The following is a 26,421-nucleotide window of genomic DNA, read 5'->3' on the forward strand; positions in this document are numbered from 1 at the left end:
TTCAGCCGTAGGGCGTGTAGGGAATGCCGTTGGCGATCAGCTCGGCCACCGCATCGCGGTTCTCTCCGCTCTCGCTGATCATGGCCAGCACGCCCGGCAGGTCGGCCTTTTTGCTGTCCAGGATATCCAGCCAGTAGGCATAGCCCGCCGCATCCGGCTCGCGGTGCAGGATGTTCTTGTACATACGCATGACCAGTTCCGCATTCGTCGGCGCCGCGCCGTACAAGGCGGCGAATTCCTTCGAGGCGGCAAAGCCGACCGCCATGTTGTAGACGCTGGCACCCTTGTCCATCACCTGCAGCCAGTAGCCCATGCCGCCCAGGTCCGGCTCGCGGTCGAAGGCGGCGCGGTAGATGCGGAAGGCCTGGGCTGCCACGCCGTCGACGTCCAGCGCCATGGCGCCGTCGGCAAACGCGATGCGTTCGACGCCGGCCAGGGTGTCGCTGCCGTCGCCGCTGCCGCGCCGGTCGACCACCTGGAACACGCCCGCGGTGCGCGTCACCGTATAGTCGGCCTTGCCACCGGTGTAGCGCGCGCTGTCCATGCCGGCGCCGCCGATCAGGGTGTCGTTGCCGGCGCCCCCGACCAGCACGTCGTCGCCCTCGCCACCGTCCAGGCGGTCGTTGCCGCTGCCGCCGCTGAGCACTTCGTTGCCGCTTCCGCCCACGCTGGTGACTGGCGGGTCGGTGGCCACCGGAGGTGGTGGCGGTGGCGGCGGAGGTGGTGGTGGAGGTGGCGGCGGCGGTGGCGGTGGCGGTGGCGGTGGCGGAGGAGGCGGGCTCACACCCTCAAGGAAATTGGCCGCGGTGAGGCTGGTCGCGCTGACGCCCGTCAGGCTCATCACCTTCACGAAGCCATGGGCGCTGCCCGTGCCGTCCTGGTCGTATTGCAGCACCGTGTCGGCACCTTCCTGCACCAGGCGCAGATAGCCGGCGCTGCCGAAAGGATCGTCGAGCCGCAAACCGCTCCACATGAGCGGCGCCAGCGCGATCTGGTCGCCGCCGCTCCCGGCCTGGAAATCGGTCACCGTGTAATGGACGGTATGGGCTTCGAATACGTCGCGGCCCGCGCCGCCGCTCGCGGTGGCCAGGTTGGCGCCTGGCGCCGCGGATTGCACGGAGAAGCGGTCGGCGCCGGCGCCACCCAGCATGGTCGTGTGGGTGCCCGGCGCCGCCGCGGCATCGCGCTGGAGTGTCAGGATGTCGTCGCCATCGCCGCCGCGCAGGATATCCTTGCCCGAGGTGCTGGTCAGCGTGTCATTGCCGGCGCCGCCGGAAATCTCATCGTCTAGCCAGCCGTCGGAGAACTGCTCGTCCGCGGCCGTGCCCACGATGCTCAGACCGGTCGAGGAAGCATCTGGGTTGAAGCCCCCGACGATGTTGGCCGGGCCGATCGCCGCCTTGTCGACGCCGGCAAGCAGGATGAGGTCGCGATAGGTGCTGCCGTCCTTGTCCAGCGCCTGCAGCACCGTGTCCGCGCCGCGTTGCTCGAAGCGCAGGCCGCTGCCAGGGGCGAAAGGATTCTGTCCCCTGGTCCAGCCGGCGTAGGCGATCAGGTCGAGCAGGTCGCCACCCTTGCCGGCCTGGAAATCGACGATCTTGAACGACGAGGCCCAGGGAATTCCCCCTACCCGGTAGGTGTCGCTGCCGGCCCCGCCGGCGGCCACGATGTCCCGCTTCTGGCTGACGTCCAGGCCGGCAGTGAAGACGTCCTTGCCGTCGCCGCCATGCATGAAGATGGTCGCCGCGGCACCGTCCGTCAGGTTGTCCAGCGACAGGCGGTCGTCGCCGGCTCCGCCGTCGAGCACGGCGTTTCCGCCACGGAAGACCAACGAGTCATTGCCCGCGCCTCCCAGCAGCTCGCTGCCCTCGGGCGAATGCACCATCAGCACGTCGTCGCCGTCGCCGCCATCCAGCCGGTTGAAGCCCGCATTGTCGGTCAGCTTGTCGTTGCCGGCGCCGCCGTACAGCAGGTCGTCGCCGCCCTCGCCGAACAGTTCGTCGTCGCCCGTGTCGCCGTACAGCCTGTCGGCGCCGCCGCCGCCGTACAGCCGGTCCTGGCCGTCCCCGCCACGCAGCGTATCGTCGAGCCGCCCGCCGGGCAGGGTGTCGTTGTTGGCGGTGCCGGTGAGTTCCATCCCGAGCGGCGAACCGTCGGGACGCGCGCCATCGATGAAGTTGTCGCTGGTGAGCGCGCCGGCCGCTACGTTGCGCAAGACCACGGCATCCTGCCAGCCGCCGGCAGCCAGGCGCTGCACGACCGTATCGCTGCCGCGCTGCTCCAGCCGCAACTGGCCGAGGACGCCGAAGGGATTGCCGCTGTTTTCCTCGTAGTCGAGCAGCGAGAAGACATCGAGCCGGTCGCCGCCCGGTCCCACTGCAAAGTCGGTGATCGTCAGCAGCGGCAGGGCCGGGTTGGCGTTGAACGCATAGGTGTCGCGGCCGCCACCGCCACGGGCTTCGATGGCCGCGGCAAAAGCGTTCCATGTGTCGATGGTGATGCTGTCGTCGCCATCTCCGGCATCGATCCGCATCGGCGCCTGCGGCGCGAGCTTCTGCTTGCCCCACTCGACCGTGATGCGGTCGATGCCGGTCCCGCCGAGGACGAGGTCGGCGTCGAGCGAAGCTTCGATGGTATCGTCGCCCGCACCGCCATCGATGACGACCTGGAAGGACGGTGCGTCGTCCGGGATCCAACTGGCGCCGTAGGCCCGGATCGTATCGTTGCCCTCGCCGCCGTCGAACACGTTGTTCCCGGCGTAGTCGGTCAGGTAATCGTTGCCGTCGCCGCCGTTCAGGCGGTCGTCGCCGTCGTCGCCAAAAAGTTGGTCGTTGCCCTTGCCGCCATTCAGGGTGTCGTTGCCCATGCCGCCGGACAGCCGGTCACCGTCGCCGAATTCGTCTCCGCCCTCGATCAGGTCGTCGCCCTTGCCGCCGGACAGGATATCGTCGCCGGCGCCGCCGCGGATGGTGTCGTCGAGGTCCTGGCCCTCCAGCACGTCGTCGCCATTGGTGCCGACGATGGTGTCGCCGGCCTCGTTGCCGCGCCAGTCGTAGCCGCCGCTGAAACTGGCGCGCGACAGGGCGGACAGCTGGACGCCGGCCAGCGTCGCGACCAGCCGGAAGGCGTGCGCCGCACCGGCCGCGCCGTCGCTGTCGACGTAGAGCAGGACGTCGCTGCCCACCTGCTCGGCCTTGAGGTAGCCGGCCTGGCCGAAGGGGTTGTCGCCGAGGCTGGCAGGGAGGAGGGCACGCAGGTCCAGGCGGTCGCCCTCGGCCGTGGAGAAATCAAGGATCTGCGCTTGCGCGCCGGGATGCAGAATCGCGAAGCTGTCGGCGCCGGTCCCGCCTTGCGTCGTCGCGGTGGCCTCTGCCGACAGGCTGCCGATCCGCAGCAGGTCGTCGCCTTCGCCGCCCTCGAGCACATTGGCGCCGCGGGAGGCAACGCTCAGTGTGTCATTGCCGGCGCCGCCCTGGAGCCGGTTGCTTCCCGACAGGTCGGCGCTTTCGTCCAGGATGTCGTTGCCGGCGCCGCCCAGCAGCAGGTCGTCGCCGCTGCCGCCGGACAGGCTGTCGTTGCCATCGCCGCCGTCGAGCGTATCGTCACCGCCGCGGCCCTGCAGGCGGTCGTCGCCGCCGCGTCCGAGGATGCTGTCGTCCAGCGTCGTGCCGCTCAGCGTATCGGGCCCTACCGTGCCGTCCAGGGTCGACCCGAGCGGCGAACCGGCCGGGTCGATGCCGTCGACGAAGTTGGCGGCGCTCAGGCTGCCGGGAGCGACTCCCACCAGCCTCAAGAGGGTGTGGTAGTCACCGGGAGCATCCGCGGCGCGCCACTGGAGCAGGGTGTCGGCGCCGTCGGCCAGCAGACGCAGGCTGCCGTTCTTGAACGGATTGCCGTCGTAGTCGGCCGGCAGCAGCGGGAGCAGGTCGATGCGGTCGCCGTTTGCGCCGGGCGCGAAGTCGGTGATGCGCACATCCGCGCTGCCGCCGGCCGCGACGTCGGCTGCCCGCAGCACGAAGGTATCGACGCCGCTGCCGCCGGCCACGTCGAGCCGCACATTGGCCGGGCGATCCCACAGGAATTCGATGCGGTCGTCGCCGATCCCGGCGTCGACTGCCGACTCGGCGGGACCGCTGCCGATCATCTTGACGAGCAGCCTGTCGTTGCCGGCGCCACCGGCGAAGTCCGCGCCGGCAAAGCCTTCCAGCCTGTCGTCCCCCTCGCCGCCGTCGAGCTTCCCGAGCGAAGCCGTGCCGGCGAACAGGTAGTCGTTGCCCTCGCCGCCGATCAGCAGGTCGTCGCCTTCGATGTCGTAGAAGCGGTCGTCGCCGGCACCGCCGTCGAGCAGGTCGTCGCCGGCGCCGCCGAGCAGGAAGTCCTTGTGGGCGCCGCCGTACAGCTTGTCGTTGCCGTCCTCACCGTGCAGCATGTCGTTGCCGTCGTCGCCATGCAGGGTGTCGTCACCTGCGCCGCCGTAGAGGAAGTCGCCCTCGCGCATGGTCGCGGGCTCGTCGCCGCCATGCAGCAGATCGTTGCCGCCATAGCCGTAGAGGTAGTCACTGCCGCCGTCGCCGGACAGGGTGTCGTCAAGATCGCTGCCGTGGATCTTGTCGGCCAGCGCGGTGCCGGTCGCGTTGACGGCCGTGGGGCTGAGTCCGCTCCAGAAGAGCGCCTTGGCGCTCGAGGGCGACGCCATGGGATTGCCGGCCAGGTCGAGGATGGCGCCCGCACTGAACTCGACGTAATAAATGGTCTTCGGGCTCAGGTCGCCCGGGGGATTGAAGCTGACCGTATTGCCCGCCACGGTGAGGTGCGGGTTGGCGCCGGTCGCGGCCGAGTACACCACACCGACGCCGGAGGCATGCAGGATCACGGTGCCGCTGCCGAGTTTTACCGGCTCGCTGAAAGTGAAGACCAGATCGGCCCCTACGCCGTGGCCGTAGACGGGCGCGGACACCAGCACCGGCGGCGTCGTATCGGCGGTGTCGTTTGCCGTTCCGCTCATGAGGCCTTGCTGGAGCGGGTTGACCGGGAGGTGCTCTGCAGGATTTTTCATGAGGCGGATCGTTAATGGCGAACAAGTAAATGTCGCCGAGACCGCGCCTCATGTCTAGATTTTTATGCAACAGATCACGGATTATGCCGTGTGCATTGCATCCTAGCCGGCCTGCTCGATGCGGCTGAGCCGCTGGCCGTAAATACCCCAGGTACGGGGCTCGCCATCGACCGTCGCCTTCAAGGCCCAGCCGGTGCCGATCTTTTCGACCGTCACCTCGACCTCGAGCTCCCTGGCCACTTTTTCGGCCCAGGTCTGGGCCGCGCCGCGGCCCTTGAACAGCTCCTGGCCTTCGAAGACGACGGTGGCGTCGAATACGGAAGCGGCGAAGACCGTCATACCTTACCCAGCGCGCGTACCGCGTTCAGCATCGGCTGCAGCACCGCGCCGCCCAGGCGTGCGCTGCGTGCGCCGTCCCAGCCCACCTGCGGGTCCGGGTCGTTGGCATTGTCCTTGAACGGCAGTTCCAGGGTCAGGGACAGGCAGCCGAAGGCGTGGGTGATGTGCGGCGAACCCATGGTGAGGGTTTCGTCGGTGAACGGGGTCTTGCCGTAGCCGTGCACGTCCTGGAAGTCCGGGCTGGCGATCTTGAAGTCCTCGATGAAGCGCTGCTGCTGCGCTGCCTGCTGTTCACTCCAGGTGGGGAGCGATTCGCTGCCGGCCACGAACACGTAGGGCAGGCCTTCGTCGCCGTGCACGTCCAGGCACAGGTCGACGCCGGTCTCGTGCATTTTCTTGAGCACCAGGAAGACTTCCGGGCTGCGCTCCATGGTCGGGTTCATCCACTCGCGGTTCAGGTTGGCGCCGGCCGCATTGGTGCGCAGGTTGCCGCGTACCGAGCCGTCCGGGTTCATGTTTGGCACCACGTAGAACACCGATTCCTTCAAGAGCTGGCGGCCGAACGGATGGGCCGGATCGAGCAGGGCGTCGAGCATGCCTTCCACGAACCACTCGGCCATGGTCTCGCCCGGGTGCTGGCGTGCGATCACCCACACCTTCTTCTTCTCAGGCGCGGGGTCGCCGATGACCAGCATGTTCAGGTCGCGGCCGTCCACGGTGGAGCCGAGGTCCAGCATGCGCACCTGCTCGGACATCTGGGCGCGGTCGAGCAGCTCCAGGTGGCGTTCCCACGAATACGGCTCGAAGTAGGCGTAGTAGACGCTGTCCATGCCCGGAGTGTGCTCGATCGTCATCACCTGGCCGTCGTAGGAGGTCGGCACGCGGAACCAGTTCACGCGGTCGTAGCTCGCCATCGCCTGGTAGCCTTCCCAGCCGGCCGGATAGGCGGCCTGGCCGGCGTTCAGGAAGCGGATGGTGCAGGCTTCGCCTTGCGCGCCCTGCAGGCGGAAGTAGAACCACTGGATAATGTCGGCGTGGGAATCCTTGCGGATGTTCAGGTCGATGGCGTTCGCGCTTGTGGCATTCACGACCTCGATGGCGCCGGCGTCAAACTGGCTGCTGATCTTGATAGACATGGTGTGTCCTGGGTAGGGATGTTGGGTAAAACGCTGATCATACCGCGTAGTGCGCGACTAAGCCAAACCGCCGAAGCGGCCGTAGAAGCTGTCGTCGGCCGGGGGCGTGTGCGCGTCTTCCTTGCCCAGCAAGCGCATGACGTGCTCCTCGGCGCGGGCGTAGCTGAGCCGGTAGACCTGCTTCGCCAGTTCGTAGGCGGCGGTGCCCGGCCACGGATCGGGCAGCAGTTCGAGCGGCAGCATGGGGTCGTGCAGCTGCACGCGGCGATAGGCGTGGATGAGCAGGGTGCGGATCGCGAAGGCGTCCTGCGGCGTGAGATCCGCCTGCGTGTCCAGCAGCGGAGTGAAACTGTCGATGAAGCCGCGGTAGCCGGCCACGACGCCGGACAAATCCCAGGCGTCGCCCGCCAGCTCGGGCAGCGGGCGCGAGCCGACGCCCGGCAGTTCGGCCGCATCGCACACGAATACCTTGCCCTCGGCGCCTGACCGGGCCAGGATCTCGCGCAGGGTATCGCCGTCCGGCGCCGGGTGCGCCATCACACCCGTGGCCAGCATCGCGAAACCCTCCCATTCCAGTTCCTTGCGCAGCAGCGCGCGCAGGTCGCCGTCGATGCTGCCATTCGGCGCCAGCACGAAGCGCCAGCGGCCGTCCCAGTCGAGTCCCGGCGGCGAATAGATGCGGCGGTTGGCGCGCGCCAGGCGCGGCAGGGCCTTCGGCTCCAGGGCGTAGCGGCTGCGGCGGCCCTCGCGACTGGCCACCAGCCAGCCTTCCTGCACCAGGCGGAACACGCTGGTGCGCACCAGGCGGTCACTGACCCCGAGCGGCGCCAGCAGCTCGATCATGCTGCCCAGCCAGAAGGCGCCCCCATGCGGGGCGATGGCGTCGCCGCACAGGGTCATCACCAGCGATTTGTGGCGCGGCGGATCAGTCGTCAGGAAGTGGTCGATCCACTCGCCGCTGGTGAGTCGTGTCATCTTGATGAGCTTCCGATATGATTCAAAATTCTGGTGTACATCCAATTTTTTGTATCGTATTATGGTTTGACCAGGTTTGCAATGGAGACCAGACATGTACGCACAGATGGTGGAGACCGGGCTCAAGAAAGTCCGTACCGAGGAAGACATGAGCGCCGACGAAGCGGCGTTCCAGGCGCGCATCGACGCCGGCATCAAGATCGAGCCCAAGGACTGGATGCCCGAGGCTTACCGCAAGACCCTGATCCGCCAGATCTCGCAGCATGCGCACAGCGAGATCGTCGGCCAGCTCCCTGAAGGGAACTGGGTCACGCGCGCCCCGACGCTGCAGCGCAAGTCGGTCCTGCTGGCCAAGATCCAGGACGAGGCTGGCCACGGCCTCTACCTGTACAGCGCCGCCGAAACCCTGGGCGTGTCGCGCGACGAGCTGCTGCAGGCCCTGCACGCAGGTAAAGCCAAGTATTCGAGCATCTTCAACTACCCGACCCTGAGCTGGGCCGACATGGGCGCGATCGGCTGGCTGGTGGACGGTTCGGCCATCATCAACCAGATCCCGCTCTGCCGCTGCTCCTACGGCCCATATTCGCGCGCCATGATCCGCGTCTGCAAGGAAGAGTCCTTCCACGCGCGCCAGGGCTACGACATCATGATGGCCCTGGCCAGGGGCACGCCCGAGCAGAAGGCGATGGCCCAGGATGCGCTGAACCGCTGGTGGTGGCCCTCGCTGATGATGTTCGGCCCCTCGGATGCCGAGTCGGTCAACAGCGCGCAATCGAGCGCCTGGCGCATCAAGCTGTTCTCGAACGACGAGCTGCGCCAGCGCATGGTCGACCAGACCGTGCCGCAAGCCGAATACCTCGGCCTGACCATCCCCGACCCCGACCTCAAGTGGAACGAAGAGCGCGGTTCCTATGACTTCGGCGAGATCGACTGGAGCGAGTTCCACAACGTCCTGAAGGGCAACGGCCCCTGCAACCGCGAGCGCCTGCGCACCCGCGTCAAGGCCTATGAAGACGGCGAATGGTTCCGCGACGCCCTGGTCGCCCACGCCGAGAAGAAAGCGGCAGCCAAAGCCGCAGCATAAGAATCTGGAGAGAGCAAAATGAGCAAAGAATGGCCACTGTGGGAAGTCTTTATCCGCAGCCAGCACGGCCTGGCCCACAAGCACGTTGGCAGCCTGCACGCCCCTGACGCCGAGATGGCGGTCAACAACGCGCGCGATGTCTACACCCGCCGCAACGAAGGGGTCTCGATCTGGGTCGTGCGCGCCCAGGACATCGTCGCCAGCAGCCCGAACGACAAGGAAGCCCTGTTCGAGCCGGCCAACAGCAAGGTGTACCGCCACCCGACCTTCTTCCCGATGCCGGAAGAAGTCAAGAACCTGTGAGTGCCGCTGTGGATCAGAAGATCGAATACCTCCTGCGCCAGGGCGACAACGCGCTGATCCTGTCGCAGCAGCTGTGCCAGCTGTGCGGCAAGGGCCCGGCGCTGGAAGAAGACATGGCGCTGTCGAACGTCGCGCTCGACCTGCTGGGCCAGACCCGCATGTGGCTGACTTACGCCGGCGAACTCGAAGGCAAGGGCCGCGACGAAGACCGCCTGGCCTTCCACCGCGACGCCCACGACTACCGTAACTGCCTGCTGGTGGAGCAGCCGAACGGCAGCTACGCCGAAGTCATGATGCGCCAGTTCCTGTTCGATACCTGGCACTACTTCCTGATGGACGGCCTGACCAGGTCAAACGATGCGCGCATCGCGGAGATCGCGCAAAAATCGATCAAGGAAGTCACCTACCACCTGCGCCGCTCGGGCGACCTGGTGGTGCGCCTGGGCGACGGCACCGACATCAGCCACGCCAAGATGCAGTCGGCGCTGGACGAGCTGTGGATGTACAGCGGCGAGATGTTCCTCTACGACGCGGTCGACAATGCCATGGTGGAGCAGGGCGTCGCCCCGGCCGCCGAGCCGCTGCGCACGATGTGCCTCGATCACATGGCGGAAGTGCTGGCAGAAGCCACGCTGACGATGCCGTCGCCGGACGCCTGGATGCAGCGCGGCGGCAAGCAGGGCCGCCATAGCGAGCGCCTCGGCTACATCCTGGCCGAGATGCAGTTCCTGCAGCGCGCCTATCCGGGAGCGCAGTGGTAATGAGCCTCGCTGGCGTCACGACGGAACAGGTGTGGAGCTGGCTCGGCGAGGTTGCCGATCCGGAGATCCCGGTCATCTCAGTGGTGGACCTCGGCATCGTGCGCGAAGTGACCTTCGAAGACGACGCCTGTGTGGTGACGATCACGCCGACCTATTCCGGCTGCCCGGCGATGCAGGTGATCGCGGATGCGGTGAAGGAAGCCCTGCAGGCCCATGGCCTGGAACAGGTGCGCATCCTCAGCCGCCTGGCGCCCGCCTGGACCACCGACTGGATGAGCGAGGCCGGCAAGGCCGCCCTGAAGGGCTACGGCATCGCACCGCCGGTGCAGCAGGCGATCGACATCAGCGGCCTGCACGCCGGCATCCGCCGCCGCGCCGCACCCGAGGTGGCCTGCCCGCACTGCGGTTCGCCGCACACCCAGCTGACCAGCGAGTTCGGCTCGACGCCCTGCAAGGCGCTGTACAAATGCCTCGACTGCCGCGAGCCTTTCGACTATTTCAAGTGTCATTAAGATGAGCAAATTCTATCCCTTGAGCGTGGCCGCGGTGAAGCACGAGACCCGCGACGCCATCGCCGTCACTTTCGACGTTCCGCCCGAGCTGAAAGCCCAATTCGCCTACCAGCAGGGCCAGCACCTGACCCTGCGCGCGCTGATCGACGGCGAGGACGTGCGCCGCTCCTACTCGATCTGCTCGGCGGTGCAGGACGATACCCTGCGCGTGGCCATCAAGCGCGTCAACGGCGGCCAGTTCTCGACCTGGGCCAACGAAAGCCTCAAGCCGGGCGCCACGATCGAGGTGATGCCGCCGATGGGGCACTTCAACGTGCCGCTCGACCCCGACAGCGAACGCCACTACCTGGCCTTTGCGGCCGGCAGCGGCATCACGCCGATCCTGTCGATCGTGAAGACCACCTTGAAGGCCGAGCCGAAGAGCCGCTTCACCATCGTCTATGGCAACCGCGCCTCGTCGAGCGTGATCTTCCGCGACGAGCTGACCGATCTCAAGGACAGCTACATGGAGCGGCTCAAGCTGGTGTATGTGATGAGCCGCGAACAGCAGGACATCGAACTGTTCAACGGCCGCATCACCGAAGAGAAGTGCGGCCTTTTCCTTCGCCACTGGATCGACATCCGCGACATCGACGTGGCCTTCATCTGCGGCCCCGAAGACATGATGCACGGCGTCTCGCGTTCTCTGCAGGCGGCCGGTCTGGCCAAGGAAAAGATCCGCATCGAGCTGTTCGCCGCCAGCATCCCGAAGCACGAGCACAAGCCGCGCAAGCTGGAAGCCGGGCAGCAGCACCAGACCGAGGTCACCGTCATCATGGACGGCAACGCGGCCAGCTTCACGATGGACAAGGACAAGGAATCCCTGCTGGACGCCGGCCTGCGCGCAGGCATCGACATGCGTTACTCGTGCAAGGGCGGCGTGTGCTCGACCTGCCGCTGCAAGGTCCTCGACGGGCAGGTGGAGATGGACGTGAACTACGCGCTGGAAGACTACGAGGTGGCGCGCGGCTTCGTGTTGAGCTGCCAGAGCTTCCCGATCACCGACAAGGTGGTCGTGGACTTTGATATCGCCGAATAGGCCCGCTAACAGAAAGACCGTCGTTCCCGCGAAGGCGGGAACCCAATTTGACGTTCGTAGCGAACCACCGAACTTGGATTCCCGCCTTCGCGGGAATGACGGAGCAGAGGACAACAATAAGATTTGGAGACAACCATGACCTACGAATCCATCCTGTTCAAGATCGAAAACGGCATCGCCCTCCTGACGCTGAACCGTCCCGATCGCCTGAACAGCTTCACCCAGGCCATGCACCTCGAAGTGCGCGACGCCCTCGACAAGCTGCAGGCCGATAAATCGGTCCGCGTGCTGGTCCTGACCGGCGCCGGCCGCGGCTTCTGCGCCGGCCAGGACTTGCAAGACCGCGCGGTGGCGCCGGGCGCCCCCGGCGTCGACCTCGGCGAATCCGTCGAGAAGTTCTACGCTCCCCTGGTCCTGACCCTGAAGTCGCTTCCGATGCCGGTCATCTGCGCGGTCAACGGCGTGGCCGCCGGCGCCGGCGCCAACCTGGCCCTGGCCTGCGACATCGTGCTGGCCGCGAAATCGGCCAGCTTCATCGAAGCCTTCTGCAAGCTGGGCCTGATCCCCGACACCGGCGGCACCTGGCATTTGCCGCGCCTGATCGGCCAGGCGCGCGCCACCGGCCTGGCCATGCTGGGCGACAAACTGAGCGCCGAGAAAGCCGAGCAATGGGGCCTGATCTGGGCCTGCGTCCCGGACGAAGCCCTGATGGACCAGGCCATGGCCATGGCCGAGCATTTCGCCGCCGCGCCAACCCGCGGCCTGGCCTTCACCAAGAAGGCGCTGCAGGCCAGCTGGGCCAACACCCTGCCGGAGCAGCTCAAGCTGGAAGGCGAAATGATGCGCGAACTGGGCTACAGCCACGACTACCGCGAGGGCGTCGCCGCCTTCATCGCCAAGCGCCCCGCGCACTTCAAGGGAGAGTAAGACCATGCAGGCACTCCCGCAAGACAGCATCATCGCCGTCGTCGGCAGCGGCGCCATGGGCAGCGGCATCGCCCAGGTCGCGGCCACTGCCGGCCACCAGGTACTGCTGTTCGACACCCGTCCAGACGCCGCCGACAAGGCCATCGCCGACATCGGCAAGACCTACGCCAGGCTGGTCGAGAAGGGCCGCATGGACGCCGCCGCGGCCGACCAGGCGCGCGGCCGGCTGAAACGCATCGCTACGCTGCAGGAAGCGGCAGGTGCCGCGCTAGTGGTCGAAGCCATCGTCGAGAACCTGGACGCCAAGCGCGCCCTGTTCGCGGAACTGGAGGACATCGTCAGCGACGACTGCATCCTGGCCACCAACACCTCGTCGATCTCCGTCACCGCGATCGCGGCCAAACTGCGCCGTCCGGAACGCCTGGTGGGCATGCACTTCTTCAACCCGGTGCCCCTGATGGCCCTGGTCGAAGTCATCAGCGGCATCGCCACCGACAAGCTGGTGGCCGACACCACCTACGCCACCGCCGAAGCTTGGGGCAAGAGCCCGGTGCATGCGAAATCGACACCCGGCTTCATCGTCAACCGCGTCGCCCGCCCGTACTACGCCGAGGCGCTGCGCCTCCTGCTGGAGCAGGCCGCCGAGCCGGCCACCATCGATGCCGTGCTGCGCGACTGCGGCGGCTTCCGCATGGGGCCCTTCGAGCTGATGGACCTGATCGGCCACGACGTCAACTTCTCGGTCACGAACTCGGTCTTCGACGCCTACTTCGGCGATCCGCGCTTCACGCCCTCGATCCTGCAGCAGGAACTGGTCAACGCCGGCTTCCTGGGCCGCAAGACCGGCCGCGGCTTCTACCGCTACGGCGAAGGCGTCGAGAAGCCGGCCGTGCAGACCGAAGCGCCGCAAGCGCGGCCCGCATCGGTGGCTATCGTCGGCGGCGAACCGGGCGCGATCGCTGCGCTGGCCGCGCGCCTCACCGCTGCCGGTTACGAACTGCCGCACGAAGAGACCCTCGACAGCACGCCGGGCTTCGTATGCCAGGGCGCCGCCGTGTATCTCACCGATGGCCGCAGCGCCACCGAGCGCGCCGCCGAGAGCTGGCACGACGACACCGTCGTCTACGACCTGCTGCTCGACCCGGCCGGCGCCACCCGCATCGCGCTGGCGCGCGCCGACCAGTGCAGCATTGAAGCCTGGCAGGCCGTGGTGGGCATGTTCCAGGCCGCCGGTTTTGCCGTGACGCGCCTCGACGACGTGCCCGGCATGGCCGTGATGCGCACCGTCGCCATGCTGGCCAACGAAGCGGCGGACGCCGTCAACCAGGGCGTGTGCAGCGCGAAGGCGGTGGACATCGCGATGCAGAAGGGCGTCAACTATCCGCGCGGGCCGCTGGCCTGGGCCGACAGCGTCGGCCTGGAGCACATCGTGGCCGTGCTGTCGAACCTGGCCGCCACTTATGGTGAAGATCGTTACCGCGTCTCCCCGCTGCTGCGCCGCAAGCTGGCTGCCAATCCGCACGGAGCCAGCTTCCATGCATAGCGATCCGCAGGCGCTGGCCGAACTGGCCGGCAAGACCATGTACGAGCGCGACCCGGCCAGCCAGGCCCTGGGCATGACGCTCGACGAGATCCGTCCCGGCTATGCGCGCATGTCGATGCGCGTGCGCGGCGAGATGCTCAACGGCCACGCCACCTGCCACGGCGGCTACATCTTCATGCTGGCCGACAGCGCCTTCGCCTTCGCCTGCAACTCGCACAACTTCAATACCGTGGGCGCCGGCTGCACGATCGATTACCTGGCGCCGGGCCGCGAAGGCGATGTGCTGGTGGCCGAAGCGGTGGAGCAGGCGCTGCAGGGCAAGACCGGTGTCTACGACATCAGGGTGAGCAACCAGGAAGGGCGCACGGTGGCGCTGTTCCGCGGGAAGTCGCACCGTGTCAGCGGCACGGTGGCGGAGCTTGAGTAAAAACTAGGAGGTCGAGATGGTCCAACGCAATCCGTTGCCAGAAGAGCTGGAACCGATCGAACGCGCGAGCCGCGACGAACTGCAGGCCCTGCAGCTGGAGCGCCTGAAGTGGTCGCTGCAGCACGCCTACGAGAACGTGCCGCACTACCGCGCGGCTTTCGATGCCGCCGGCGTGCACCCGAGCGACCTGAAGACGCTGAGTGACCTGGCCAAGTTCCCTTTCACCGACAAGAAGACCCTGCGCGACAACTACCCCTTCGGCCTGTTCGCCGTGCCCCGCGAGCAGGTGGTGCGCATCCACGCCTCGAGCGGCACCACCGGCAAGGCCACCGTGGTTGGTTACACGCAGAAGGACATCGACACCTGGGCCGGCGTGGTGGCGCGCTCGATCCGCGCCGCCGGCGGACGCCGCGGCGACATGGTGCACATCTCCTACGGCTACGGCCTGTTCACCGGCGGCCTGGGCGCGCACTACGGCGCCGAGAAGCTGGGCTGCACCGTGATCCCGATGTCGGGCGGCCAGACCGAGAAGCAGGTCCAGCTGATCCAGGACTTCCAGCCCGCGATCATCATGGTCACGCCTTCCTACATGCTGAACATCATCGAGGAATTCACGCGCCAGGGGCTCGACCCGGCCGCGTCCTCGCTGAAGGTCGGCATCTTCGGTGCCGAACCCTGGACCGACGCCATGCGCAGGGAGATCGAAACCCGCGCCGGCATCGATGCGGTCGACATCTACGGCCTGTCCGAAGTGATGGGCCCGGGCGTGGCGAGCGAGTGCATCGAGAGCAAGGACGGTCCGGTCATCTGGGAAGACCATTTCTACCCCGAGATCATCGACCCCGAGACCGGCGAAGTGCTGCCCGACGGCGAGGAGGGCGAGCTGGTGTTCACCTCGCTGAGCAAGGAGGCCCTGCCGATCATCCGCTACCGCACCCGCGACCTGACCCGCCTGCTGCCGCCGACCTCGCGCTCGATGCGCCGCATGGGCCGCATCACGGGCCGCTCGGACGACATGCTGATCATCCGCGGCGTCAACGTGTTTCCGAGCCAGATCGAGGAAATCGTCCTGAAGATGCCGGCACTGGCGCCGCAGTACCAGCTGGTGGTCGCGCGCGAAGGGCATCTGGACACACTGGAAGTGCTGGGGGAGCTGCGCGAAGCCTCGCTTTCTCAAGCTGACGTGGACGCGCTGTGCCGCGAACTCCAGCACTGCATCAAGACCTATGTGGGCGTGACCACGCGCGTGACCCTGACCCCGCCCGGCGGGATCGAGCGCACCCTGACCGGCAAGGCCCGGCGCGTGGTCGACAAGCGCCCGAAGAACTGAACAACAAGGAGACATTCATGACCGACGCCTTCATCTGCGACGCCATCCGCACCCCCTTCGGCCGCTACGGCGGTTCGCTGTCGAGTGTGCGCGCCGACGACCTGGGCGCGCTGCCCATCGCCGCCCTCATCGCTCGCAACAAGGACGTGGACTGGGGCGCCGTGGACGACCTGTTCTACGGCTGCGCCAACCAGGCCGGCGAGGACAACCGCAACGTCGGCCGCATGGCCGCGCTGCTGGCCGGGCTGCCGCAAGAAGTCCCGGCGAATACCATCAACCGCCTGTGCGGTTCCGGCATGGACGCCGTCGGCACCGCCGCACGTGCGATCCGCGCCGGCGAAGCGAACCTGATCATCGCCGGCGGCGTCGAAAGCATGACCCGCGCGCCCTTCGTGATGGCCAAGGCCGACAGTGCCTTCTCGCGCGCGGCCAAGATCGAAGACACCACCCTCGGCTGGCGCTTCGTCAATCCGCTGATGAAGGCGAAGTACGGCATCGACTCGATGCCGGAGACCGCCGAGAACGTGGCGCTGGAATTCAACATCAACCGCCAGGACCAGGATGCATTCGCCTTGCGCAGCCAGCAGCGCTGGGCGCGCGCCCATGCCGAAGGCTTCTTCAAGGACGAGATCGTTCCGGTCACGATCCATGGAAAAAAAGGTGAGTCGCGCGTCTTCGACACCGACGAGCAGCCGCGCGAGACCAGCATGGACGCGCTGATGAAACTGAAGGGCGTGGTCATGCCCGACGGGACGGTCAGCGCCGGCAATGCCTCCAGCCTGAACGACGGCGCCTGCGCGCTGCTGCTGGCCTCGGAGACGACCGCCGTACGCAACGGCCTCACGCCGCGCGCCCGCGTGGTCGGCATGGCCACCGCCGGCCTGGCGCCGCGCATCATGGGCTTCGGCCCGGCGCCGGCCGTCAGGAAGCTGCTGCTGCAAACCGGACTGCGCCTCGACCAGATGGACGTCATCGAACTGAATGAAGCCTTCGCCGCCCAGGGCCTGGCCGTGATGCGCGAGCTCGGCCTGCCGGACGATGCCGCCCACGTGAACCCGAACGGCGGCGCGATCGCGCTCGGCCATCCGCTGGGCGCATCCGGTGCGCGCCTGATCACGACCGCCGTCAACCAGCTGCACCGCACGGGCGGCCGCTACGCCCTGTGCACCATGTGCATCGGCGTCGGCCAGGGTATCGCGATCATCGTCGAGCGGGTGTAGGCATGGTCAAGGTGTACGAGATCGACGGCGTGCGGCCGGTGGTGCATCCCAGCGCCTACGTGCACCCGTCGGCGGTCCTGATCGGCGACGTGATCGTCGGCCCGCGCTGCTACATCGGCCCGCTGGCTTCGATGCGCGGCGACTTCGGCCGCCTGATCCTGGAAGAGGGCGCCAACCTGCAGGATACCTGCGTGATGCACGGCTTCCCGGGCGAAGACACGGTGGTCGAAGTCGACGGCCATATCGGACATGGCGCGGTCCTGCACGGCTGCCGCATCAAGCGGAATGCGATGGTGGGCATGAATGCCGTGGTGATGGACAAGGCCGTCGTCGGCGAAGAGTCGATCGTGGCCGCGATGAGCTTCGTGAAGGCGGGCATGATCATCCCGCCGCGCAGCATGGTGATGGGGACGCCCGCCAAGGTCATGCGCGAGCTCACCGATGATGACGTGAAGTGGAAGAGTTTCGGGACGCGGCAGTACCACGAGCTGAACCTGCGCTCGCTGCAGACGATGCGCGAGGTGGAGGCCTTTACGGAAGTGGAAGCAGACCGGCGCGGCATCGAATTTGATTCTGCGACGGCACACAAGCCGAAAAGCTAGGAAGACCCCGCACCCTTCATCAACGTCATCCCGGCGAAGGCCGGGATCCAATTTCGTGCCGTAGCCAAGGAAAGCGTTAGCACGACGCACATAAAAATTGGGTTCCGGCCTTCGCCGGAACGACGGTTTTAAGGCTGACGGTGGATTGAAGAGACAACTGAACGGAGACTAACAACATGGGCAACATCGCAACCCTGCAAAGCCTGATCGCCGGCCGCTGGCACGGTACCGAAGCACAGACCCCGCTGCACAGCGCGCTGAACAACGAACTGATCTTCCATACCCACGCCGAAAAGATCGACTTCGACGAAGCCGTCACCTACGCCCGCAAGACCGGCGTCAAGCAGCTCATGCAGCTCGACTTCCAGAAGCGCGCCCAGCGCCTGAAGGCCCTGGCCCTCTACATGATGGAGCGCAAGGAAGAGCTGTACGAGATCTCGCACCTGACCGGCGCCACCCGCCCGGACAGCTGGGTCGACGTCGAAGGCGGAATCGGCACCCTGTTCGCCTACGCCAGCATGGGCGGGCGCGAGCTGCCGTCTTCGAATGTTCTGCACGAAGGCCCGGCGATCGCCCTGGGCAAGCGCGGCGGTTTCGCCGGCACCCACATCCTGGTGCCGCGCGGCGGCCTGGCGGTGCACATCAATGCCTTCAACTTCCCGATCTGGGGCATGCTGGAAAAATTCGCGCCGAGCTTCCTGGCCGCGATGCCCTGCATCGTCAAGCCGGCCACCGCCACCAGCTACCTGACCCACGCCACCGTCAAGCTGATGATGGAGTCCGGCCTGCTGCCGGAAGGCGCGCTGCAGCTGGTCATCGGCTCGACCGGCGACCTGCTCGACCGCCTGGGCGGCTTCGACGCCGTCACTTTCACCGGCTCGGCCGACACCGCCGCCAAGCTGAAGGCGAACCAGAACCTGATCCGTCAGTCGGTTCCCTTCACCGCCGAAGCCGACTCGCTGAACTGCGCCATCCTGGCGCCGGACGTAACGCCCGACGATCCGGAATTCGACCTGTTCGTGAAGGAAGTCGCGCGCGAGATGACCGGCAAGGCCGGCCAGAAGTGCACGGCGATCCGCCGCGTCATCGTGCCGGAACAGCACGTGGACGCCGTCGGCCAGCGCCTGCGCGAGCGCCTGGCCAAGATCACGGTCGGCAATCCGAAGATGGAAGGCGTGCGCATGGGTGCGCTGGCCTCGATGGACCAGCACCGCGACGTGTCGGAACGGGTCGAGATGCTCGCGCGCGGTAACGAGGTGCTGTTCAGCGCCCGCGACGGTTTCAATCCGGTGGGCGAGGGCTGCGCCAACGGCGCCTTCTTCGCGCCGACCCTGCTGCTGTGCCGCAATGCCTCGGTCAACGAGGCCGTGCACGACATCGAAGCCTTCGGTCCGGTCTCGACCCTGATGACCTACCGCGACATCGACGAGGCGCTGGACCTGGCCGCGCGCGGCAAGGGCAGCCTGGTGACCACCCTGGTGACGAAGGACCCGGCGATCGCGGCGCATGCGGTGCCGGTCGCCGCGGCCTCGCACGGCCGCGTCCACATCCTCGAGCGCGAATCGGCGGTGGATTCCACCGGCCACGGTTCGCCGCTGCCGCAGCTGAAGCACGGCGGTCCGGGCCGCGCCGGCGGCGGCGAAGAGCTGGGCGGCATCCGCGCCGTGAAGCACTTCCTGCAGCGCGCCGCGGTGCAGGGCTCGCCGACCATGCTGGGTGCCGTCACCGGCGAATACGTGCGCGGCGGCGCCGTCAAGGAAACCGATATCCACCCGTTCCGCCGCTGGTTCGAAGACCTCGAAGTGGGCCATTCGCTGCTGACCCACCGCCGCACCGTGAGCGAGGCGGACATCGTCAACTTCGGCGGCGTCTCGGGCGACTATTTCTACATGCACTTCGACGAGATCGCGGCCAAGGACACCCAGTTCGGCAAGCGCATCGCCCACGGCTACTTCGTGCTGTCGGCGGCGGCCGGCCTGTTCGTGTCGCCGGCCCCGGGTCCGGTGCTGGCCAACTACGGCCTGGACAACCTGCGCTTCGTGGCGCCGGTGGCGATCGGCGACACCATCCGCGCGCGCCTGACCTGCAAGCGCAAGGTCGACCGCAACCGGACGGACGAGCAGGGCCGCGGCCAGGGCGTGGTGGCCTGGGACGTGCAGGTAACGAATCAACACGACGAACTGGTGGCGAGTTACGATATCCTGACGCTGGTACAAAAGCGCGGCTAGGATGACGCGAGGCGCCGTCCGCTGCCACAACCAAGGAGACTTATCGCATGTCGAGACTGGACCTGAGCAGCATTCCCGTGGTGGGCGGCACCGGCTATCCCGAGCCTTTCGCCGAACTGGTGGACGGACGTACCAAACAGGCGTTGGGCGACGCCGGCGGATTGACCCAGTTCGGCGTCAATCTTGTCGAGCTGCAGCCGGGCGCCGCGTCTTCGCAGCGCCACTGGCACTCGCACGAGGACGAGTTCGTGATGGTGGTGTCGGGCGAGCTGGTACTGGTCACCGACCAAGGCGAGACCCTGATGCGCGCAGGCGACTGCGCGGCTTTCCCGGCGGGAAAGCCGAACGGACACCACCTGATCAACCGCAGCTGGGGCCAGGGCGTGTTCCTGTGCGTGGGCTCGCGCGTGAAGGAGGATGTGGCGAGCTACCCGGACGTCGACCTCCGCTATGACGGCGCCACGAATTCCTATACGCACAAGGACGGCACACCTTACCCTCCGCGCGGCTGAGTCAGTTCAGTTTGCGCGCATAGCGAGAGCGGATGTGCTGGCTCACGAAGGTCGATAGCCCACGGCCTTCGCGGGCCAGTTCCTGCATCCTGGCAATGTTCTCGGCACCGGCGCTGCGCTCGGTATACAGATAGCGATCACCGCCGCTGAACTGGATGGTGATCGAGTCCTTGTCGATGTCATAGGCGACGACGCCGGATTCGCCGCTCGTGTTGCGGTAGCGGTGCATGCGCACCTCCATGATTTACGTCGATACCCGGTATGTGGGTATTGTCCGCGCCGGTACAAGCGTTCTCAGTGACCGATCTTGCGCTGCACCTTCAGCAAACCACTTTCTGTTCTCACGGCAACCAGGTCCGCATAGTCCGGCACCGGCGCCGAGCGCGTCTCGACCGGATGGGTGTGGGTGTGGGTGGCGGTGACGACGATGCTGTCCATGCCCGCGCTTTCCGCCGCGGCGAGGCCGATCGGCGTGTCCTCGAACACCAGGCAATCCTGGGGCGCCACGCCCAGCTTCTGCGCGCCCAGCAGGAAGGGATCGGGCGCGGGCTTGCCGCGCTTGACGTCATCGGCCGATACCAGCAGGGGCGGCAGCGGCAGGCCGGCGGCGGCGATACGGGCCGTCGCCAGGGCACGCGAGGCCGAGGTGACGATGGCCCAGCGGTCGCTTGGCAGACTGGCCAGGAAACGCCCCACGCCGGCGATTTCTTCGATGTCAGCCACGTCCTCGATCTCGGCCAGGGCAATGCCCAGCGCTTCGGCGACCGGATCGACCCCTGGCAGGCCGAGATGGCGGATGGTGTCTTCGGTGCGCTTGCCGTGGATGGTCGGCACGAAGCTCACCGGGTCGAGGCCATGCCTGATCGCCCACGCAGTCCAGACCCGCTCGGCGGACTTGATCGAGGTCAGAATGGTGCCGTCCATGTCGAACAGGAAAGCAGCATATTCGCGGGAGGGCAGGACGGAGGGATTGGTTGGCGTCACGGAAACAATCTCGCTGTTTGAATAATCGTGCAGCATAGCGCAAACGGCAGGATGCTTTCGTCCGCCAGCCCCTTGACGCTGCGGCAATGCGCTGCCAGACTAGGCTTCCCTTCAATCGACCTACGGAGACGCCGCATGAACCAGCCTGATACCGCCCTCCGGTCGGCCGCCTGATCCGCTCGTCCATCCCGACGATGTCCTGAGCGCGCCAGCGCGCCGACCTTCCATTCCTTGATCCTGCCGCCATTGCCGCGGCTGCCTGCGCACGCCTGTTGCGCCATCAGATTGGAAAACACATCGTCATGATCGACTTCGATTTCCCGACCCTGCACGGGATCGGTTTCAAGCAGCACTTCGTCACACAATGCGCGGATGCCTCGCCGCAACAGCGGCTTGCCCGCGTCACCTCTGTCCAGCGCGACTGGCTGACGCTCGACGACGGGCGCGACGCCTTCCCGGCCCGCAGCGCACGCTTCCTTGGAGGCGGCCAGCCCGTGGTGGGCGACTGGGTGCTTGCCACCCACGGCCTGGGCGACTGGTGGATCGACGCCACCCTCGAGGCCTTCACCCAGCTGTCCAGGCGGACCCCGTCCGGACGCCAGGTGCTGGCCAGCAACGTCGATACCGCGCTGCTGTTGATGGGGCTGGACAAGGACTTCAATCCGCGCCGCATGGAGCGCTACATCGCCATCGTGCGCGCTTGCGGCGTGGCGCCGGTGATGGTCCTGACCAAGCCCGACATCGGCAGCGCGGTGGAGGAGCGGATCGCCCAGCTGCGCCAGCGCATCCCGATGGATGTGCCGCTGCTGCAGCTGATTCCCTCGGAGCAGCGGGACGACGGCGCGCTGGCGCCCTGGCTGGGAGCAGGGCAGACCCTGGTGCTGCTCGGCTCCTCGGGCGTGGGCAAGTCCACGCTCACCAATGCGCTGGCGGGCACAGCCCAGGCCACCGGCGGCACCCGCCACGGCGACGACCGCGGCCGCCACACGACCACGGCGCGCTCGCTGCACCGCTGCCCGGGTGGCGCCTGCATCATCGACACGCCCGGCCTGCGTGCGTGGCAGCCGGATGCGGACGAGGACGAGCTGGAGCTGTCGTTCAAGGACATCGCCGCGCTGGCCGAAGGCTGCCAGTTCCGCGACTGCAGCCATGAGAGCGAACCGGGGTGTGCGGTCAGGGAGGTGGTGGATGCGGACAGGCTGCAGAACTACCGCAAGCTCTTGCGCGAGGTGAGGCGGGCTGAGCAGACAGCCTTGGACCGGATTGCCGAGCGGGGCAAGTGGAAGGTGTTGATGAAGGCCGCGAAGCAGCGCGGCCGAGGCAAACGAGGAGGGTAGCGGGGGGGGGGCGGCTTGGCCGGCCACCCTAGGTTTACGAGAGTTGCTTGCGCACGCGCTCGATCGCCTTGCGCACCTGGTTCGGCGCGGTGCCACCAACGTGGTCACGCGCCGCCACCGAACCTTCCAGCGTCAGCACCGCGAACACGTCCTGCTCGATCAGCGGCGAGAACTCCTGCAGCTTCTCCAGCGACATCTCCGACAGATCGCACTTGGCGCTGTCGCAGGCACGCACCGCATGCGCCACGGCTTCGTGCGCATCGCGGAAGGGCAGGCCCTTCTTGACAAGGTAGTCGGCCAGGTCGGTGGCGGTAGCGTAGCCCTGCAGCGCCGCGGCGCGCATGTTCTCGGCCTTCACCGTGATGCCGCCCGCCATGTCGGCGAAGATGCGCAGCGTATCGGTGACGGTGTCGATGGTGTCGAACAGCGGTTCCTTGTCTTCCTGGTTGTCCTTGTTGTAGGCCAGCGGCTGGCCTTTCATCAGGACCAGCAGGCCGTTCAGGTGGCCGTAGACGCGTCCGGTCTTGCCGCGCGCCAGTTCCGGCACGTCGGGGTTTTTCTTTTGCGGCATGATCGACGAACCGGTGCAGAAGCGGTCGGCGATGTCGATGAAGCCGATGCGCGGGCTCATCCACATGACCAGCTCTTCCGAGAAGCGCGAGACGTGCATCATGATCAGCGAGGCGGCGGCGGTGAACTCGATCGCGAAATCGCGGTCGGACACGGCGTCCAGCGAGTTGTGGCACACGTCCTCGAAGCCGAGGGTTTTCGCGACGCGCAGGCGGTCGATCGGGAAGGTGGTGCCGGCCAGCGCGGCGGCGCCCAGCGGCAGGCGGTTGACGCGGCGGCGCGCGTCCTGCATGCGTTCGGCGTCGCGGCCGAACATCTCGACGTAGGCCAGCATGTGGTGGCCGAAGGTGATCGGCTGGGCCACCTGCAGGTGGGTAAAGCCCGGCATGATGGTGTCGAAGTGGCGCTCCGCCAGGTCGGTCAGCGCGCCGCGCAGGCTGGCCAGCAGGCCGAGGATGTCGTCGATCGCCGCGCGCACGTACAGGCGGATGTCGGTCGCCACCTGGTCGTTGCGGGAACGGCCGGTATGCAGGCGCTTGCCGGCGTCGCCCACCAGTTCGGTCAGGCGTTTTTCGATGTTCAGGTGCACGTCTTCCAGGTCGAGCAGCCATTCGAAGCTGCCGGCCTCGATCTCGCCCTTGATTTGCGCCATGCCGCGCTCGATCTCGGCGCGGTCCTGTTCGCTGATGATGCCTTGCGCGGCCAGCATCTCGGCATGGGCGAGCGAGCCCTGGATGTCGAAGGGCGCCAGGCGCTTGTCGAAGAACACCGATGCGGTGTAGCGCTTGACGAGGTCGGAAACGGGTTCGGAGAAGCGCGCCGACCAGGCTTCGGCTTTCTTGGAGAATTGTTCGTTCATGGTGGGATCCCTTTTGCTATCCGACGATTATAACTGTCCTGAGAAACCCCATCCGTGGTGGATGACAAGCGCCCGGAAATGCGCAATCATGTGCTCACTTGTTCAACAAATGACAACAATAAGGGGGAGACATGCATCGATTGGCCCAGCTTGGCCTGGCATTGGCACTGACCGCACCGGCGGCCATGGCGCAACAGGCGGCACCGGCGGTACCGGCAACCCCGGCAACCCCCACCGCGGTCGCCGCACCGGCGGCGCCTGCCGCAGCCAGTATGCCGGCCGCCCGTCCGGCCGACGTCGCCTCGATCGACGCCATCATCGCCGCGGTCTATGAGGTGATTTCAGGCCCGGCCGGCGCGCCGCGCGACTGGGACCGCATGCGCTCCCTGTTCGCACCCGAGGGCCGGATGGGCGCGGTCGGCGCACGCCCGGACGGCAGCTTCGTCCTGCGCACCATGACGCCGGACGACTACATCGCCCGCAACACCAAGAATTTCGCCACCATGGGCTTCTTCGAGACCGAAAAGGCGCGCACCACCGAGACCTTCGGCCAGATCGCCCACGTGTTCAGCACCTACGAGGCGCGCCACGCCAAGGAGGACGCCAAGCCCTTCATGCGCGGCATCAACAGCATCCAGCTGGTCCACGACGGCAAGCGCTGGTACGTGCTGAGCCTGCTTTGGCGCGCCGAAGACCCGAAGCTGCAGCTGCCGGAACGCTACCTGCGTAACGGCTGAGCAGTAGCGAGGGAGGGCCCGGGAGCGCCGTTCAATTGAAAATGTGGCATCCAGGAACGGCGCTAAAATTGGTTTTTTGAGCCGGATTGACAGCTTCCATGATTACCAACGATTCGAGCTTCCAGGTCAGTACCGACCAGACGCAGCTGGACATCCCGATGATCTACCGCTTCCTGAGCGAGCAGTCGACCTGGGCAGTCGGCATCGGGCGCCCGGTGGTCGAGCGCGCCATCGAGAATTCGCTCTGCTTCGGCGGCTATCTCGACGGGCGCCAGATCGCCTTTGCGCGCGTGATCACCGACTTTGCGACCTTCGCCAACCTGGTCGACGTGTTCGTGGTGCCGGAATACCGCGGCCACGGCTACGGCAAGCAACTGATCGGGGTGGTGCTGCGCCACCCCAGCCTGCAGAAACTGCGCCGCTTCACGCTCAACACCACGGACGCGCACGGCCTGTACGAACGCTTCGGGTTCACGCCGCTCCAGCGTCCCGAGACCATGATGGAGCGTTACTTTCCGAACATATATTTGTCCTGAGCATACTCAAGACGGCGACGCCCTTCTGGAATCAGGCTTACGATCATCTCCACTGAGAGGATTCGTATGCCTGGCGCTGTCGTCCGCATTGTGTTCCGTGCGCTATTCGTCCTTGCCCTGACGGCGAGCCCTGTGCTTGCGGCGGCGCAAGTCCCTCAGCCCAAGGGCTCGCTCGTCATCATTGGCGGCGCGCTGCGCGCCGACAATGGGGCCGTCTGGGAACGCATGGTCCTGCTTGCGGGCGGCAAGGGCGCCCGCATCGCCGTATTCGCCTCGGCCTCGGCCAGTCCCGAGAAAGCCGGTAAATTCCTCGTCGAGCGCTTCAACCAGTACGGCGCCAAGGCCTTCTTCGTGCCGGTCGCGGTGCGCCTGTCCGGCATCGACTACCAGGCCGCCGCCGACGATCCGGCACTGGCCGCCGCGGTGCGTTCGGCCGGCGGCGCCTATTTTGCCGGCGGCGACCAGGGCCGCATCACGCGCGCCCTGCGGCGCGAAGACGGCAGCAATACCCGCATGCTCGACGCCCTGTGGGACATGTACCGGCGCGGCGGCATGATCGCCGGCTCCAGCGCCGGCGCCGCCATCATGAGCAGCACCATGTTCGGCCACCCCAGGACGGTGCTCGCCACCCTCAAGCTCGGCCTCGACGACGGCAAGGAAATCACGCCCGGCCTCGGCTTCATCGGCGACGACGTCTTCATCGACCAGCACCTGCTGGTGCGCGGCCGTTTCGCACGCATGGTGCCGGCCATGCTCAAGAAGGGCTACAAGCTCGGCCTGGGCATCGACGAGAACACGGCCATGATCGTGGGGCCGAGCCGCGAGGTGGAAGTCATCGGCTACCGCGGCGCGCTGCTGGTCGACCTGTCGAAGGCGGTGCCGCAGGAGGGGCCGAAGGGAGGGCCACTGAGCATCAGCAACGTGCGCCTGAGCTACCTGGACAACGGCGACCGCTTCCACCTGCTCACCCAGACCTTCACGCCCTCGGCGGACAAGCTCGACAACCGGGTCGACCCGGCCCGGCCCTATTATCGCGAACCCCTGTTCTCGGCCGACATCCTCGGCAACAGCACGGTGGTCGACCTGATGGCGAAGCTGATCGACAGTGACCAGCCGGAAGCCATCGGCCTCTCGCTCGACAGCCCCAACGGCATCCAGCCCGAGCTCGGCTTCGAGTTCAGGCTCACGCGCACCGGCGACAGCGTCGGCTACATGTCTTCGCTCACCGAGCAGTACTCGGTCTACAACATGCGGCTCGACATCCGGCCGATCGTGGTGCAGCGGCCGCTGTACCAGTACCGGCAGGTGGAGAGCGTGGCAGCCGAGGCCAGCAAATAGGGGAGCCCCCGCATTACAATGGATGAC

24 protein-coding genes are annotated in these 26,421 nt (G+C 66.8%); 17 read left to right on the forward strand and 7 right to left on the reverse strand.

Annotation, left to right across the window (positions count from 1 at the left end; all coding sequences use genetic code 11):
• Position 1 precedes the first annotated feature (1 nt).
• From ACSQ25_RS02910 to paaX, 4 genes are all read right to left on the reverse strand, one after another.
• Positions 2-5,056, reverse strand: a complete 5,055-nt coding sequence (locus ACSQ25_RS02910) for a type I secretion C-terminal target domain-containing protein (protein WP_436104215.1) — start codon at positions 5,054-5,056, stop codon at positions 2-4.
• A 102-nt stretch (positions 5,057-5,158) separates the two neighbouring features.
• A complete protein-coding gene (locus ACSQ25_RS02915) occupies positions 5,159-5,395 on the reverse strand; it encodes a hypothetical protein (protein WP_436104216.1) in 237 nt (78 codons plus the stop codon).
• Positions 5,392-6,531 (reverse strand): M14 family metallopeptidase, encoded by a 1,140-nt coding sequence (locus ACSQ25_RS02920; RefSeq protein ID WP_436104217.1) that lies wholly within the window; start codon positions 6,529-6,531, stop codon positions 5,392-5,394. The genes ACSQ25_RS02915 and ACSQ25_RS02920 overlap by 4 nt, the downstream gene beginning before the upstream one ends.
• A gap of 57 nt (positions 6,532-6,588) precedes the next feature.
• Positions 6,589-7,506: a phenylacetic acid degradation operon negative regulatory protein PaaX gene (gene paaX / locus ACSQ25_RS02925; RefSeq protein WP_436104218.1), complete on the reverse strand. Its 918-nt coding sequence runs from the start codon at positions 7,504-7,506 to the stop codon at positions 6,589-6,591.
• Between the two features lie 94 nt (positions 7,507-7,600).
• On the opposite strand from paaX, the gene paaA reads away from it, so the two are divergent.
• From paaA to ACSQ25_RS02990, 13 genes are all read left to right on the forward strand, one after another.
• The gene (paaA, locus tag ACSQ25_RS02930; RefSeq protein WP_436104219.1) at positions 7,601-8,590 is read left to right on the forward strand and encodes a 1,2-phenylacetyl-CoA epoxidase subunit PaaA; all 990 of its coding nucleotides are present in this window, start codon (positions 7,601-7,603) and stop codon (positions 8,588-8,590) included.
• A gap of 18 nt (positions 8,591-8,608) precedes the next feature.
• Positions 8,609-8,893: a 1,2-phenylacetyl-CoA epoxidase subunit PaaB gene (paaB, locus tag ACSQ25_RS02935; protein WP_224946646.1), complete on the forward strand. Its 285-nt coding sequence runs from the start codon at positions 8,609-8,611 to the stop codon at positions 8,891-8,893.
• A gap of 8 nt (positions 8,894-8,901) precedes the next feature.
• Positions 8,902-9,654 carry a 1,2-phenylacetyl-CoA epoxidase subunit PaaC gene (gene paaC, locus ACSQ25_RS02940; protein WP_436104220.1) on the forward strand — a complete coding sequence of 251 codons (753 nt, stop codon included), beginning with the start codon at positions 8,902-8,904 and terminating at the stop codon, positions 9,652-9,654.
• Positions 9,654-10,166, forward strand: coding sequence for a 1,2-phenylacetyl-CoA epoxidase subunit PaaD (gene paaD, locus ACSQ25_RS02945; RefSeq protein ID WP_436104221.1), 513 nt, complete (start codon positions 9,654-9,656; stop codon positions 10,164-10,166). Before paaC ends, paaD begins: the two co-directional genes overlap by 1 nt.
• Position 10,167: 1 nt before the next feature.
• On the forward strand, positions 10,168-11,244 hold the full coding sequence (gene paaE / locus ACSQ25_RS02950; protein WP_436104222.1) for a 1,2-phenylacetyl-CoA epoxidase subunit PaaE: 1,077 nt from the start codon (positions 10,168-10,170) through the stop codon (positions 11,242-11,244).
• 135 nt (positions 11,245-11,379) lie between these two features.
• Positions 11,380-12,171, forward strand: a complete 792-nt coding sequence (gene paaG, locus ACSQ25_RS02955; RefSeq protein WP_436104223.1) for a 2-(1,2-epoxy-1,2-dihydrophenyl)acetyl-CoA isomerase PaaG — start codon at positions 11,380-11,382, stop codon at positions 12,169-12,171.
• Between the two features lie 4 nt (positions 12,172-12,175).
• Positions 12,176-13,714 carry a 3-hydroxyacyl-CoA dehydrogenase PaaH gene (paaH, locus tag ACSQ25_RS02960; RefSeq protein WP_436104224.1) on the forward strand — a complete coding sequence of 513 codons (1,539 nt, stop codon included), beginning with the start codon at positions 12,176-12,178 and terminating at the stop codon, positions 13,712-13,714.
• Positions 13,707-14,141 (forward strand): hydroxyphenylacetyl-CoA thioesterase PaaI, encoded by a 435-nt coding sequence (gene paaI / locus ACSQ25_RS02965; protein ID WP_436104225.1) that lies wholly within the window; start codon positions 13,707-13,709, stop codon positions 14,139-14,141. Before paaH ends, paaI begins: the two co-directional genes overlap by 8 nt.
• 16 nt (positions 14,142-14,157) lie before the next feature.
• A complete protein-coding gene (gene paaK / locus ACSQ25_RS02970) occupies positions 14,158-15,471 on the forward strand; it encodes a phenylacetate--CoA ligase PaaK (RefSeq protein ID WP_436104226.1) in 1,314 nt (437 codons plus the stop codon).
• A 17-nt stretch (positions 15,472-15,488) separates the two neighbouring features.
• Positions 15,489-16,691, forward strand: a complete 1,203-nt coding sequence (pcaF, locus tag ACSQ25_RS02975; protein ID WP_436104227.1) for a 3-oxoadipyl-CoA thiolase — start codon at positions 15,489-15,491, stop codon at positions 16,689-16,691.
• Between the two features lie 2 nt (positions 16,692-16,693).
• Positions 16,694-17,293, forward strand: coding sequence for a phenylacetic acid degradation protein PaaY (paaY, locus tag ACSQ25_RS02980; protein WP_436104228.1), 600 nt, complete (start codon positions 16,694-16,696; stop codon positions 17,291-17,293).
• A gap of 176 nt (positions 17,294-17,469) precedes the next feature.
• Complete coding sequence (gene paaZ, locus ACSQ25_RS02985; RefSeq protein ID WP_436104229.1) at positions 17,470-19,521, forward strand: phenylacetic acid degradation bifunctional protein PaaZ; 2,052 nt, start codon at positions 17,470-17,472, stop codon at positions 19,519-19,521.
• Positions 19,522-19,568: 47 nt separating this feature from the next.
• Positions 19,569-20,033 (forward strand): cupin domain-containing protein, encoded by a 465-nt coding sequence (locus tag ACSQ25_RS02990; protein WP_436104230.1) that lies wholly within the window; start codon positions 19,569-19,571, stop codon positions 20,031-20,033.
• A 1-nt stretch (position 20,034) separates the two neighbouring features.
• Here ACSQ25_RS02990 and ACSQ25_RS02995 read toward each other — a convergent pair whose 3' ends face one another.
• Both ACSQ25_RS02995 and ACSQ25_RS03000 read right to left on the reverse strand, forming a co-directional pair.
• Positions 20,035-20,262: a hypothetical protein gene (locus ACSQ25_RS02995; protein ID WP_436104231.1), complete on the reverse strand. Its 228-nt coding sequence runs from the start codon at positions 20,260-20,262 to the stop codon at positions 20,035-20,037.
• 65 nt (positions 20,263-20,327) lie between these two features.
• The gene (locus tag ACSQ25_RS03000; RefSeq protein WP_436104232.1) at positions 20,328-21,017 is read right to left on the reverse strand and encodes an HAD-IA family hydrolase; all 690 of its coding nucleotides are present in this window, start codon (positions 21,015-21,017) and stop codon (positions 20,328-20,330) included.
• Between the two features lie 302 nt (positions 21,018-21,319).
• On the opposite strand from ACSQ25_RS03000, the gene rsgA reads away from it, so the two are divergent.
• A complete protein-coding gene (gene rsgA / locus ACSQ25_RS03005) occupies positions 21,320-22,354 on the forward strand; it encodes a ribosome small subunit-dependent GTPase A (protein ID WP_436104233.1) in 1,035 nt (344 codons plus the stop codon).
• A gap of 34 nt (positions 22,355-22,388) precedes the next feature.
• Here rsgA and argH read toward each other — a convergent pair whose 3' ends face one another.
• Positions 22,389-23,783, reverse strand: a complete 1,395-nt coding sequence (gene argH, locus ACSQ25_RS03010; RefSeq protein ID WP_436104234.1) for an argininosuccinate lyase — start codon at positions 23,781-23,783, stop codon at positions 22,389-22,391.
• 131 nt (positions 23,784-23,914) lie between these two features.
• Between argH and ACSQ25_RS03015 the strand changes: the two genes are divergently transcribed.
• The 3 genes from ACSQ25_RS03015 to ACSQ25_RS03025 all read left to right on the forward strand — a co-directional run bounded on the left by ACSQ25_RS03015 (position 23,915) and on the right by ACSQ25_RS03025 (position 26,394).
• Positions 23,915-24,520: a hypothetical protein gene (locus ACSQ25_RS03015; RefSeq protein WP_436104235.1), complete on the forward strand. Its 606-nt coding sequence runs from the start codon at positions 23,915-23,917 to the stop codon at positions 24,518-24,520.
• 98 nt (positions 24,521-24,618) lie between these two features.
• Positions 24,619-25,056, forward strand: coding sequence for a GNAT family N-acetyltransferase (locus ACSQ25_RS03020; RefSeq protein ID WP_436104236.1), 438 nt, complete (start codon positions 24,619-24,621; stop codon positions 25,054-25,056).
• A gap of 66 nt (positions 25,057-25,122) precedes the next feature.
• Entirely contained in the window at positions 25,123-26,394 is a 1,272-nt protein-coding gene (locus tag ACSQ25_RS03025) for a cyanophycinase (RefSeq protein ID WP_436104237.1), read from the forward strand.
• Positions 26,395-26,421: the final 27 nt, after the last annotated feature.

The sequence above is a fragment of the Massilia sp. LjRoot122 genome, assembly GCF_964252725.1.
Lineage (GTDB): Bacteria > Pseudomonadota > Gammaproteobacteria > Burkholderiales > Burkholderiaceae_D > Telluria.

Excerpts from the sequence above, each read along its gene's own strand:
- rsgA (WP_436104233.1), top strand. The coding sequence starts at position 21,320 with ATGATCGACTTCGATTTCCCGACCCTGCACGGGATCGGTTTCAAGCAG.
- paaA (WP_436104219.1), top strand. The coding sequence starts at position 7,601 with ATGTACGCACAGATGGTGGAGACCGGGCTCAAGAAAGTCCGTACCGAG.
- ACSQ25_RS02990 (WP_436104230.1), top strand. The coding sequence starts at position 19,569 with ATGTCGAGACTGGACCTGAGCAGCATTCCCGTGGTGGGCGGCACCGGC.
- paaH (WP_436104224.1), top strand. The coding sequence starts at position 12,176 with ATGCAGGCACTCCCGCAAGACAGCATCATCGCCGTCGTCGGCAGCGGC.
- ACSQ25_RS03020 (WP_436104236.1), top strand. The coding sequence starts at position 24,619 with ATGATTACCAACGATTCGAGCTTCCAGGTCAGTACCGACCAGACGCAG.
- paaY (WP_436104228.1), top strand. The coding sequence starts at position 16,694 with ATGGTCAAGGTGTACGAGATCGACGGCGTGCGGCCGGTGGTGCATCCC.
- paaI (WP_436104225.1), top strand. The coding sequence starts at position 13,707 with ATGCATAGCGATCCGCAGGCGCTGGCCGAACTGGCCGGCAAGACCATG.
- ACSQ25_RS02995 (WP_436104231.1), bottom strand. The coding sequence starts at position 20,262 with ATGCACCGCTACCGCAACACGAGCGGCGAATCCGGCGTCGTCGCCTAT.
- paaG (WP_436104223.1), top strand. The coding sequence starts at position 11,380 with ATGACCTACGAATCCATCCTGTTCAAGATCGAAAACGGCATCGCCCTC.
- ACSQ25_RS02910 (WP_436104215.1), bottom strand. The coding sequence starts at position 5,056 with ATGAAAAATCCTGCAGAGCACCTCCCGGTCAACCCGCTCCAGCAAGGC.
- argH (WP_436104234.1), bottom strand. The coding sequence starts at position 23,783 with ATGAACGAACAATTCTCCAAGAAAGCCGAAGCCTGGTCGGCGCGCTTC.
- paaX (WP_436104218.1), bottom strand. The coding sequence starts at position 7,506 with ATGACACGACTCACCAGCGGCGAGTGGATCGACCACTTCCTGACGACT.
- ACSQ25_RS03025 (WP_436104237.1), top strand. The coding sequence starts at position 25,123 with ATGCCTGGCGCTGTCGTCCGCATTGTGTTCCGTGCGCTATTCGTCCTT.
- paaE (WP_436104222.1), top strand. The coding sequence starts at position 10,168 with ATGAGCAAATTCTATCCCTTGAGCGTGGCCGCGGTGAAGCACGAGACC.
- paaB (WP_224946646.1), top strand. The coding sequence starts at position 8,609 with ATGAGCAAAGAATGGCCACTGTGGGAAGTCTTTATCCGCAGCCAGCAC.
- ACSQ25_RS03015 (WP_436104235.1), top strand. The coding sequence starts at position 23,915 with ATGCATCGATTGGCCCAGCTTGGCCTGGCATTGGCACTGACCGCACCG.
- paaZ (WP_436104229.1), top strand. The coding sequence starts at position 17,470 with ATGGGCAACATCGCAACCCTGCAAAGCCTGATCGCCGGCCGCTGGCAC.
- ACSQ25_RS02920 (WP_436104217.1), bottom strand. The coding sequence starts at position 6,531 with ATGTCTATCAAGATCAGCAGCCAGTTTGACGCCGGCGCCATCGAGGTC.
- paaK (WP_436104226.1), top strand. The coding sequence starts at position 14,158 with ATGGTCCAACGCAATCCGTTGCCAGAAGAGCTGGAACCGATCGAACGC.
- paaD (WP_436104221.1), top strand. The coding sequence starts at position 9,654 with ATGAGCCTCGCTGGCGTCACGACGGAACAGGTGTGGAGCTGGCTCGGC.
- pcaF (WP_436104227.1), top strand. The coding sequence starts at position 15,489 with ATGACCGACGCCTTCATCTGCGACGCCATCCGCACCCCCTTCGGCCGC.
- ACSQ25_RS02915 (WP_436104216.1), bottom strand. The coding sequence starts at position 5,395 with ATGACGGTCTTCGCCGCTTCCGTATTCGACGCCACCGTCGTCTTCGAA.